Here is a 12,646-nt window from a genome sequence, read left to right as displayed (position 1 = left end):
ACAGAAGCCCACATAATTGTGGCAAAAAATAATTTTTTTATAGGTTTAAAACGGATTCAGACGATTTTATTGCCAGCGCCGGGCCCTGCAACACAGGTATAAATATCAGTTATTTTGATGACAAGCATCCCTTTTGCAGGCACATGTGGCATCCGTGCGAGAGTTTCTTTGCGGAATGCCTCAAACTGTTCACCCTCATCTTCATACGTGACGTCACCATGGATCTGGAAACAGCCTTTCACACCTTCTCCCCAGACATAGATAGCAGCTTTCGGGTTTTCCCGGATGTTTGCAACAGTCTTTTGCATGAAGTTGTCCATCACAAGAATCGTTTCCGGGTCCGCGATCGACTTTGCACCCATAGGTGCGACATTGGGGACACCGTCTTTGTCTGCTGTTGCAAGGGGAATTATGCGTAATGCATTGAACGCTTCAATCAGGTCATCCGTTAGTTGTACCATAGTATTACTACTCCAACAGACTATTTGTAGCAGGATACGAAAAAATCTGCGGGAATAATCCCAGGGGATGGCAGGTGTCTGCATGTGTTATGCAAATATTATGCAAATCATTTCATGATTTCAACATTTAACCATGCAAAACCGGACAATATCATGCTAATTTTTTGGGAAATGTCAATACCCAGGTGGTACCCTCGCCACGAACAAGCTCAATCGTTCCGCCCAGCTGGCCGGTCACCACACTCTGCACAATATTCATCCCAAGGGATCGCTGGCGGAAGGGATCTACATTATCGGGAATCCCCACACCGTCATCAGAGATGATTAGAACCTTTTCTTCACCATTGCAATCCATTACAATGGATATTTTTCCGGCATCCCGCCCATCAAATGCATATTTTATGGAATTGGTGATGAGTTCATTGACAATCAGGGAGTAGAGTATACCGGAATTCAGGTCAAGGGTGCAGCCATGCGCATCAACAGAAACCTCAATTGCTTTTCCAACGGAGAAGTTCGGGATGACCTCATTCACCAGTGACATCAGGTGCTCTTGAGCATCAATAGTGGTAATGTTTCGTGAGCGGTAGATGCTCTCGTGAACCATTGCCATAGAAATAATTCGGTTTGCCGTCTCAGTCAGTGAAGATATTGCCTGTTCATCGTCCAGAGTACGCATCTGCATCTGAATCATCGATGAAATTAGGGCAAGGTTATTTTTTACACGGTGATGGACCTCCTGCAGGAGCATCGTCTTCTCTGCAAGCGACTGCTTGAGGGCATCTTCAGCCTCTCTGCGAAGGGAGATGTCAGTCACAAATATACAGGCAAACTCCATTTCGCCAAGATGCACATAATCCACCGTTATCTCAGCAGGGAATGAAGTACCATCTCCACGTTTCTGTACTGTTTCAAACTGCTGATTTTCTCCAACAAATATTCTCTCCCAGAATTCCTCCCACCGGAGGGGAGTGAGGGAAGAATGAATCTCCCAGATTTTCTTCCCGAGGAGGGTTTCTGCAGGGATGCGCAACATTTCAGCAGCCTGAGCATTGACATAGATAAATTCTCCTGTACGGTTGAACCATCCGACACCAATGGTCGCCTGATCCACGGTAAGTCGGGTGACGGTGAGCATCTCCTCATACGCTTTACGTTCTGTAATATCGATGATTGTGCCGATGACAGCCGGCTTCCCGCCATATTCACCAGATGAACCAAATATTTCAACAGGGAATGCAATCCCTGTCAGGGTAAATCCCTGCACCTCCAGATGGATCTCATCCCGAACACCTGCAGTGCACTCTCTGAAGATATCATCCAGCTCACCACGCACTTCAGGTGCGATTATAACCGCAGCTTCCATTCCAATCATCCCTTCAATCGAATACCCAAAGAACCGTGCACAGGTATCATTGACATAGACAAACCTGTTTTCCTGGATAATATAGGTGCCAATACTGGGATTTTCTGCCACGAGCCGGAACTTTCTTTCGCTCTCCTGCAGGGCATTTACTGTCTTAACACGCTCTGTGATATCAATGATAGTCCCAAGGGAACGGAGATAGGTTCCATTGGTGCGGTAGTAGTGACTGCCCCGGCAGAAGAGATGCAGGAGATCACCATTCTCTTCCAGAACAGCACGGAATTCCTCTGAAAATTCACGTTTATTTTCGACAGATTCACGAAACTTCACTGTCAGCCATTCACAATCATTCGGATGTACTTTAAGACCGTCACGTTCAAGGAATGTGAGTTGACAGAGGGGGGCACCCTCATCAGTCCGGGAAAATGTCATAAACGAACTGTCACATTCCCAAAACCTGATATGGGTAATTCGCTGTGCCTCATTCACCTTCCATTCACGTTCGAGGAGTGCGTTTTCGGCTTCCTTTAACCCGGTGACCTCCTGAACAATGCCCACACTCTTCTGTGGCACACCGTTGGAATCAAATATTGTCTGACATCGGCTGTGGAGATACCGTATTCTCCCGTCCGGCAGACGTGCACGATAAACCATATCGAACGGTACATACTCTTTCAGGTGTTGGGAATATGCCTCTTCCACCACTGCACTGTCTTCTGGATATACAAACCCATGGAAAAATTCCCCCAGCGTAGTCGGTGCAACCGTCTCACCAAATCCAATAGTATCCAGAGTGCCACGGTCAAAGGAATAACGGTCTTCAGGGATCTCATACCTCCAGCCCCCAACACGGGCAATGTCCTGAGTCTCCCGCAACTGCTCTTCCCGCTCCGCCAGGGCATCCATTGCCTCACGCTGTTCATTGATATCCATAATAGTGCCGATCATCCGCCGGCCAGTGCCTGAAGGATCGTGCGATACAATAACACCCCGCCCCCTCACCCATCTCCAGGTACCATCTCTGTGACGCATCCTGAATTCACTGAGAAATGGCAACCCTTTTTCAGCAATATAATCCTCCAGAACCTTCCGGAATACTCTACGTTCACGTGGGTGAACCAATGCCATCAGATCTCCAAATGTGCCTGCCTCCATCTCTTTCGGAGCTACTCCCATGATCTCTGCAAACCGTGCATCAAAGACCATATGATCAGACGTCATATCCCAGTCCCAGATGCCCAGATTTGCCCCCAAAACCGCAAGAGAGAGACGTTGTTCACTTTCACGGAGAGCATTCTCCACTATCCGGCGATCGGTGATATCACGATAATAGACACAGGAGAATTCACGGGTGCCCACCTTCACATAGTTTTCTACGACTTCAACAGGGAAAACAGAACCATCGTTCTTCCTGTGCCAGGACTCACGAATCCGGAATTTATTCACTCTGAGATCTGCCCAATGAAGCTGCCACTTCTTTTGAGTATACACAGGATCAATATCACCAACCGTGAGACCGGCAAGGGAACCATCTATCCCGTAGGCATTCACTGCCTGCTGATTGCCATAAATAATCTCCCCATTGGGGGAAATATAAAGGACTTCATCACGTGATGTCTCCACGGCGATCTGGGTCCGGAGAAGTTCCTCTTCTGTTTGCCGTACATCAGTTATGTCCTGCATCGCACCAAATACCGGCGAATAATTTCCATCTTTAATAGTACCCGGCTCAATCCATGCTCTTACCCAAATCTCAGGCCCCCCACGGGCAATAATCCGATATATATTACTGTAAGAACGATTATCCCGTACGGCAGCAGTAATTCCTTTTTCCACCTGCTCACGCTCATCCGGATGGATAAACCCACAGAATTCATGAAATGTGTAGACCGGTTCTTCATCTGAAATGTTCAGGATTTCATAAATTCCGGCATCAGGAAGGATGAGGTCATTTCCCACATCATATTCATAGTATCCAAGGCGGGCAACCTTCTGGGCATCCCGGAGAAGACGATTTGTCCTCCGGAACGCAGTTTCGGCACGCCTACGACGGGTTATATCAGAATGAGTACCTATTAACCGGCCAGGCTTTCCGTCCGGAAGCACACTAATAACCTTTCCATGACTCTTAATCCATCGCCAGGTCCCATCGGCTGCCCGCATCCGGTATTCATTGAAATATTCTTCGCCGGACTGAAAAGTCATATCTGCCAGAATCAGCACAGAATCCCGATCATCGGGATGGAGATGCTCAATCCAGAACGAATAAACTTCACCCGGCAGATCACCATCATACCCCAGCATCGTATACCATTCTGGTGAAACAGTCATAGTCATTTCCGGAAGTCGGATGTCAAACACACCAAGGTTTAGTGCCTCAATCACCAGACGATATCTCCGTTCTGTTTCCAGAAGTGCGGCTTCGGCCTCCTTCAGGGGAGAGATATCAGTAGAAAGCATTCCAACCGCCCGGACAGTGCCATCAGAGGAAAGGACCGGATAAAGGATGGTATCAAAAAAGCGACCTTCGCCCTCATCCTCAAAACGCACTGCCTGCCCACTCTTCAACACTTCAGAAAATGAATCACGCAGAAACGACTGAAATTCATCTGCCCTTCCAGTGAGACTAATGATATTATTCCCCGGAAGAAAATCAAGACCAATACCGGATGCAGCAGCAAAAGAACGATTCGCGGCAATTAATTTCTCATCCGGCCCAGCAAGTGCCTGGTATGCATCAAGTGAATCTACAAGCGAGCAGAGGTCCTGTCTGCTCTGCCGTAGTGCACGAACTGCATTCAGCCGGTCAATGCCGGCACCAGCCTGCGCAACCAGTGCTTCGATAAGGCGGCGTTCAGTATCTGGGATCTCTGGAGTTCCATAAGAAGAAAGCAAAAAAAGGCCCAATACCCCATTACTCCCCATTACAGGCAGAATTCCGATCATCTTTGGATATTCTCCAGACCCCCTGATAACCCCTGCACGGACAAGGTCCTCCACAGATCCATAAACTGGATTCCATCCCGGTATTGCCGAAATACCTTTTGGTGATGCCTTTATTTTTTCATTTTCACTCATGAATCTACCAGAAAAACCGGTACTATAACGATGAGAAAATGACAAACAATCCTTATCAGCAAAATAATATGCCCCAGCATCAAGGGTACTGATCTCCAGTGCAAACCCAATAACAAGTCGAACCGCTTCCTCACTGTCTCTTGCATGGTTTAGAGAAATAGCAACATCCCGCTGAGCTTTTAGTATTCGGTTCCGGTGATATCTTTCAGTCATATCAATTGCAGTAGCAAGAATAATCGGCCCGGACTCAATATCAAAAAGATGGACCTTCACCTCCACCGGAACTTCCCTTCCATCTTTTGCGAGATGAAATGACTCAAGTTCACCATACGTATCAAGATTCTGTCCTTCCAGTCTGGAATGCAGCCACTGGGCGTACGCATCAGGAACAATGTCATAAAGGCTCATTGAGAACATTTCATCCCGAGTGTATCCAACCGCAGCACACATCATGGCATTGACATCCATAAACCTGCCCAGAGTACCATCGGGATTTATTTTTATGGTGAATGCAGCATTGGAAAGATTATCAAAGAGGTTGCGGTAGGTATCCTCACTATTTCTGAGACGGTAGGAGAGATAGGAGACGGTAGCTCCTATAACAAGGAATATCAGCACACGTCCGGCAGCTTCAGAGAGACCAACCCCCGGCACGGTGGGATTGATAATTATCCCATACAACACCAGATACAGAACAGATACAAATACCGCAAACCATACGCCCCGTCGGGGATAACGGTAGGCGAAAAGGATAATGGGAATGTCTATAAGGTGCGGAAAAACGGATTCATACCCTGCATACAGGCTAAATGTGATAACCAGCCCTATGAAAAGTGAAGTTATAACGATCAGGATGTCCCATAAAGATGAATCGTCCGGGATCTTTGCACTGATAAACGACATGAAACTCCTCTGGCTGTTTCTCTCTTGCGCACCATGCAACAGATATCAGTCATTTACAGAAAGACCGAAAGAGCAGGTACAAAACAGCAGCTAAGAGGTAATTTATATCAGGAATATGTTATTCTTTCGGGTTGGCTAATTTCGGATAATTTATCGATTTTTATAAAAATATACCCAGCTTATTGAAATTTTCTGATTAAATCACATAACTCAATACTCTGTGAATATATCATGCAGACCAAAAAGCAGGTATCATCCGGATGGTTTTCAAAACAGATTCGTCGCATTAATTCATAACAGAGTTTGTTATGGTCATAATTATTTATAGCCACACATATGCGGTACACCACCTTCGCCACCGGAATGGCATCCTGGCACCCCTGCAGGGGAACAGAGAAAGAGATACATTGCTTCCGATGATTCCCAACCCATTGAGTTGCCATTCTTTTCACAAAAGGTGAATACGTAAGAACAAAGAATGTGGCAGATAATGTGGTCAGGAAATTTTTGTATCGGCCAAACCCCAGACTTTAAAGAAAATTGAAGAAAAACAGCAACAATCCAGATATGGGAGGAAGCTGTTGTAGGAATGGATTTTATTGGCTATTAAAGGCAATAAGTCACACATCGGTATGACAACGAAACATAAAATAAAGGTCGTTTTGTAGTCCAATTGCCCTCACATCATCTACAGCAAACAGTTCATGCAACACCCCATGAGAGGACTTATATTAATGCATACATCTCCTCATCAGGCAAGAATTACATCGATATAAACGAATATATACAAAACACAGTGACTATTCTCTATATGTGGTTGTTCGCCCCGGAACAGGATAGCAACTCCTAGTAGTGGTTAAATGCGGGTAAATACCAGAAATATCCTCATCATCTGTGCGATAATACTCGCAACCAGCGTTGGATTCATCATCAGTGCTCAGTATTATCTCATTGGTGGAATACAGGAAATAGAGACAGAAGAGATCACCAAAGATCTCAACACAGCCCAGAGAGCTATTGACAAGCAGGGAGATAATCTCGCAGTCACGGTAGAAGACTATGCAGGATGGGACGACACCTATGCTTTTGCATCCGACCTGAATCAGGCATATATCAAGAGTAATCTGGTTCCCTCAACCTTCTACAATGTTGAAATTGAAGCAATCCTGTACTTTGACACTGCAGGGAATCTGCTCCATGGAGATTCGTATGATCCTGAAACTGAAGAGATTCTGCCAATCTCAGCCCAACTGAAAGAGACACTCCAGTCCCTTCCTCTCATCTCCTCACCTGAATATGCCGGAGATGACCTTTCCGGAATACTGAACACACCTGACGGTATCTGGATAATTGCGGTTGAACCCATCCTCACATCATATTATGAAGGACCATCACGGGGCCACCTGGTGATGGCATCCCGGTTTACACCCGATACGGCAGCAGAAATTGCCGCAGATACAAACATCGATGTCAGGGCAGAGCCCCTGCAAAGAGGAAACATCGGAGATGCCTTTGTGGCAGGACAGGATGGCACACTGAATACCACCACACATGTGGTCACTTCAGAAGAAGATATCACAGCAAGTGCTCTGATGTATGATATAGCAGGCACACCAGCCTTTATACTCAGTGTCAACAACCCCCGCGATACATACATGTTCGGCAAAAAGGCAGTTCAGAATTCTGCCATCCTGTTTATTGTCACCCTTATTATCAGTGGAGGGTTTGCCTACCTCTATCTGGGACACCATCTCACCAGAAGAATCGAGGGCATTTCCCAGGGAGTTCGCAAAATTGCAGAGTCAACCATATATCAGGCAAGGCTCGTTGATGACGGGAATGATGAACTGACCGCCATTGTCAGGTCGGTTAACAGCCTACTTGACACCATTCAGGACAATATGACAGAGATTGAAGGAGCAGGAACAGCACTGGAGGACTCCGAACGCAAATACCGTCACCTCTTTGAAGCAGCCAATGAGGCAATATTCATTCTGGATAACAGAGGAATCCTTGAATGCAACAGGGCGGCAGAAGATATGACCGGATCCGACAGGAGTGACCTCACCGGGAAACAACTTCGTGAGATTATGGGCACCTGTTCAACAGATCCGGATGGTAGTATTCTCAAAGAACGCATACACGCTGCGTACGCAGGTGAGCCACAGCACTTCACGTGCGAACGGCATCCGGACACCAATTCTGTCAGGCATTTCAGTGTCTCAGTCTCACGGTTTACGGGGACAGAAACTGAATATCTGATTGCAATTGTGCGTGACATCACCACTTTCGTGAAGAATAAAGAGAGACTGTGTATCACCCAGTTCTCGGTCGATAATGCTGATGATGCAATATACTGGGTAAAAAAAGATGGAACGGTCACATATGGAAACACAGTCGCATCACAAACCCTTGGTTACACTCCTGAAGAACTCACCAGCCTGAAGACATGGGACATAAACCCAACCATTACACCGGATACCTGGCCGTCTGTTTGGAAGCAGATTGCAGATGGCACTCTGGTACATATGGAATCACATCTGATGCGCTCTGACAATTCTGTCTTCCCCATTGCACAGACCAGCAGTTTCCTCTCCACACAGGGTGAGGAGTTTACCTGTTTATTTACCCGTGACATCACAGAAACCGTGGAGATGCGGGAACATGAGAAGGAGGCACTCGGACAGATAGAAGAGAACCTACTCTCTCTTGCCATTCTCAATGACCATATCAGAAATCCTCTGACCATAATAGCTGCAATTGCTGACCTGCAGGAGGGAGAATCACGGGAGAAGATCCTCACCCAGGTTGACGAGATTGATGCAATTGTCCGAAAACTCGATCAGGGATGGCTGGAATCTGCAAAAATCCGCGAATTTCTGGTCAAACACCATGAATTTGAACAGAACAGTGACACAGAAGACCCGGGCAACGATACAGTTGATAAAAATAAATGAAGATGGTCAGGTGACCATCACAGATGAGTCAGGGTCAAAGGGATTGGTCCGCAGTGCAAGAGAGAAGAGATATGGGTAGTTTCTCTTCAGATAGTGCATGTATGAGATCCACTCATGAATCAGGAGCCCGTAGACACGTTTGACATCACCGCCGAGATGAGAAACATCAGAGAGGGGGCACTCGACAATAGCCCCACGACGACTCAGTTCTTCGGTGAGATGAAAGGTAGCCCGCAGGAGTTCGGTGAATTCTTCATGTTCCAGAAGCACCGGGTTCTCCAGCATCCTGATGAGAAAATCCTCCCGGTCAAGAAGGAATGCACGGAGACGTTCGAGGTCAATGGTGCAGGTATCGATATCATATTGGTATGTCTTCATCCGGGCCAACACTGCACTGAAATTTTCCTCATTCCATGCATCAGTCACCACCAATTCAGACCGGATGGACTCAATGTTCGGGTCATGACTCGCAAAACAGGTGATAAGCGTTGTTCCCACACGTGAAAAAAACGTGCCGATGACCATATTCATCTTTTCAAGTTTCTGTTTTCTTTCACGTTCCTCCAGAAGACGATGAATGACAAGGGTGACAATAAGCACCTCAATGGGGAGAAATGCAAGTTCATGCAATCCAAAGACACCGATGTGATGCAGGTCATGAAACAGCAGGAAATGAACAAAATAGAGCATTGCTGAGGCAAAGATTAGGGTGGCAGCAATGCCAATTAACCATTTTTTATCTTTCATACAATTCAGCAACCCGGTTACCAGGTTCCTCCAACACTCCTGTTCTGATACAGGACAGCAATAAAACAAACCCTGCATGGACAGGGAAACATAACTGCAGACTATGCTTCTTCTCTGTCCTCTGTTCTCACGAATCGATACCCGTTTTTCGGGATACGGAGCTCAAACCGGGCTCCTGCACCCACTTCACCAGCCTCATATAGTTCAATGCCGGTCACACCAGCGATTTCACGGGCGATAAAAAGCCCCCCCCCAGACCCTTTTGAAAAACTATGAGAAAATATTTTTTCTTTATCTTTGAGGGGGATCCCGCACCCGTCATCCTCAATAATAAAAATCCCGCTGTCATCTGTCTCTGCGAACCGTACAACAAGTGTTGTTGCCCCTTGTGCGTGCCGGGTATTTTCAACAATGGTCCTGAGAACTTCTACAAAGAGATAGTCTGCATATACCTCCACCATCGGGGATTCATTCCGGTAAATAAGTCTCAGGTTATCCATACCAGTGACGATTTCATCAGCGAGATAGTGGAGGTTCTGCCATTCAGGAGGTTCTGTGCCGAGCATATCATAATTACGGGTTCGGATAATCTGGCGGTTGATAGTCTCTGTCATCTCATTGATCTTCCCTGCCATCACCACCACTTCATCCATTGTGTATTCACCAGTCTTCATCTCCTCTGAATAGAAGAGCAGACCCTGAATCTGGTTGAGAATATCATGCCGGGTGATACCCGCTAAAAGACTTAGTTTCCGGTTAGCCTCCCGGATGGCAAATTCTGCCTGTTTTTTGCCCTGCACATCACGGATAATGCCAACAACCCGTTGAGGACGTCCGGTGTTGTCATACTCCACCACCTTTCCTTCCAGGGCAAACCAGTTCCAGGCATCATCGACAGTTTGTAGTCTCAGTTCTGTTTCAAACTCAATGATACTTCCACTCATAATAGAAAGGCTGATACTTTCAGAAGTGAGGATGTCATCCGGATGAATACTATTGCGACATATATCCGCAGAGATACCTGATGCAGAAGAATGGACACCACCGAAAGATAGCAGTGCAAAAACATCCTCACTCACCGTGAAGCTACTCTCTTCTATATCATAATCCCAGATACCAACCCGGGCGGCATCAATTGCAAAACGCAGAAATTCTTCACTTTCTGTCAGCGATTCAATGAACTGATGCCGTTCGGTATTGTCCCGTATGATGAGCAGAAAGTGGGGGTTTCCCTGATGCATAAACCGGGATACCGATGCCTCTGTGTGAATAGCACCACCCTCTTTTGTGCTGAGAGAGAGTTCTGCAGGAGTGCCCCCGGAAAAAGTTGCACCCGGTTCCAGAAACCGCTGAAAGATCCGTTGGCCGTCTTCCGGTTCACGGGAAAAAAGGAGTGGGAAGATATTTTTCCCTTTGACCTCCACAGCACTGTACCCAAACATCTCTTCTGCAGCAGTATTCCACATCTGAATGTCATACCCACCATTCAGTAAAACAAAAGCCTCACACCCCGATGAGAAGAGTTTTTCAAACATCTCCTCGCGGTTAGAGAGTTCTCCAGTTTTCTCATCCTGCGATGAAATATCCTGAACAGATACAATATACAGGGATGATCCGGGTATTGAACGGACAGAAATAATGGCAGGAATTTTACCTGATTTTTTGGTTTTGAGGGTAATTTCATGGTTTTTTATTCGGAATGCATCAAATCCTCCCGACACATCTTCCCCCTTGGAAATGGCCGGAAGCATGGGATCGTCAATAAACTCCATCCATGTAAAATGTCTCATTTCATCCACAGATACACCCATTATCCTCGCAATTTCTGAATTAGCAAAGATGATACGGGTATCCCGGTCAATTATAACAAGACCGGTTCCTGACATCTCAAAGGCGGTATGGTAGAGATCTGATGAACCGTTCTGTTCATTCTCCGGAATGGCCCTCTCAGGAATTTCACCAGCGACAACACGAATACACTGCTCACCCTGCAAAACAATAGGACAGTATTCCAGTTCCAGCACCGCTCCACTACCGGACACAACTCCTGCTTCAAACCGGACACAACCGTTTTCAATGGCAGACTGGATCAGTGAATCAGGCGTATATGCATTGTTAAAATCAATAAATGAACATAAAGTATGACCAATCACAGAACGTTTTGGCTTTCCAAGCAGAACAGCAAAGCGTTCATTGATATCAAGCACCACGCCATCACTGTCAAGAACAATGAACCCATCACTGGCTGCCTCAAAAAATGAACGATATTTTTTCTCCATTTCACTCAGTGCTTCAGAAGTCTGGTCTGTCCGTCGAACCTCTCTGATGGCCTGTGAAATTGAGAGGAGAGCAGGCATCCCCCGGTACTTTATTACTATGGCATGCACCTCAACCGGAAATACCTGTCCGTCTCGTGTGACATGCAGAGTTTCATATATTCCTCCCCCTTTTTTTAGAAGTGAAGCATGTCGCACCGGAGTCGAATCACGACACTTCGGTGCAACAATGTCGTCAATCCTGAGTCTGAGCATCTCTTCTCTGGTATATCCAAACCTCAGGGGGGCCGGAACATTCACTTCCAGTATCCTGCGGGCCTCATCTGCAATCAGGACATACCCATCTCCTGTTGTATAATCGTTCACTGAGGCTGTCTTCAGTGGAGCACCGTTGCCGCTCCATCCCCTTCCAGGGATCGCAACGGTCAGTGCAAACGGACCGGATGTATCAGATGAGGGAAACAGGGAAAAAAAAGTCCTGAATCCAGATGGTCCCAGTCTCACCTGCAGTGAACAGGCAGTCCCATTGCAGGTCTTTTTGACTGCTACAAGAAACTTCTCACGATCCCCTGCAGAGAGACCAGGAGGAACACCTGTCTCCGGTGCAATACCCACAATATTACGATAGGCCTCATTGGAAAAGAGCAGGCTGCCTTCGGAAGAAAAACCTGCTACCGGGATCGTTTCCCCTCCTATTGTCTCACCAGAATAATCAGGATGCATTCACTGATAACCCCCTGTCAATCAGTTAATAAGATCCGTATTCAGGATACCATAAACGTTCTGTTCGGAAAGGCAACCTGTTATCATAAATAATTCCTGAAATTAAGGACGTATATTTAGTTTACTAAATTCTAT

The 12,646-nt window shown here is 46.4% G+C and carries 5 protein-coding genes; 1 reads left to right on the top strand and 4 read right to left on the bottom strand.

Features of this window, described 5'->3' with window-relative positions:
• Positions 1–56 precede the first annotated feature (56 nt).
• A complete protein-coding gene (locus tag L0665_RS08070) occupies positions 57–461 on the bottom strand; it encodes a pyridoxamine 5'-phosphate oxidase family protein (RefSeq protein WP_274925178.1) in 405 nt (134 codons plus the stop codon).
• A gap of 151 nt (positions 462–612) precedes the next feature.
• Entirely contained in the window at positions 613–5,808 is a 5,196-nt protein-coding gene (locus tag L0665_RS08065) for a PAS domain S-box protein (protein WP_274925177.1), read from the bottom strand.
• 860 nt (positions 5,809–6,668) lie between these two features.
• Here L0665_RS08065 and L0665_RS08060 point away from each other — a divergent pair.
• Complete coding sequence (locus L0665_RS08060; RefSeq protein ID WP_274925176.1) at positions 6,669–8,765, top strand: CHASE4 domain-containing protein; 2,097 nt, start codon at positions 6,669–6,671, stop codon at positions 8,763–8,765.
• 6 nt (positions 8,766–8,771) lie between these two features.
• On the opposite strand, the gene L0665_RS08055 is transcribed toward L0665_RS08060, so the two are convergent.
• Entirely contained in the window at positions 8,772–9,512 is a 741-nt protein-coding gene (locus tag L0665_RS08055) for a hypothetical protein (protein WP_274925175.1), read from the bottom strand.
• A gap of 101 nt (positions 9,513–9,613) precedes the next feature.
• Positions 9,614–12,511 carry a PAS domain S-box protein gene (locus L0665_RS08050; protein WP_274925174.1) on the bottom strand — a complete coding sequence of 966 codons (2,898 nt, stop codon included), beginning with the start codon at positions 12,509–12,511 and terminating at the stop codon, positions 9,614–9,616.
• Positions 12,512–12,646: the final 135 nt, after the last annotated feature.

Source organism: Methanogenium marinum (assembly GCF_028912405.1).
In the GTDB taxonomy this organism is placed as follows: Archaea; Halobacteriota; Methanomicrobia; order Methanomicrobiales; family Methanomicrobiaceae; genus Methanogenium; species Methanogenium marinum.
Note: the sequence above shows the minus strand (reverse complement) of the source record. Positions and strands in the feature narration are given on the sequence as shown.

Bases quoted from the DNA above. Each gene is read 5' to 3' on its own strand.
- L0665_RS08055 (WP_274925175.1), bottom strand. From the start codon at position 9,512: ATGAAAGATAAAAAATGGTTAATTGGCATTGCTGCCACCCTAATCTTT.
- L0665_RS08060 (WP_274925176.1), top strand. From the start codon at position 6,669: ATGCGGGTAAATACCAGAAATATCCTCATCATCTGTGCGATAATACTC.
- L0665_RS08050 (WP_274925174.1), bottom strand. From the start codon at position 12,511: ATGCATCCTGATTATTCTGGTGAGACAATAGGAGGGGAAACGATCCCG.
- L0665_RS08070 (WP_274925178.1), bottom strand. From the start codon at position 461: ATGGTACAACTAACGGATGACCTGATTGAAGCGTTCAATGCATTACGC.
- L0665_RS08065 (WP_274925177.1), bottom strand. From the start codon at position 5,808: ATGTCGTTTATCAGTGCAAAGATCCCGGACGATTCATCTTTATGGGAC.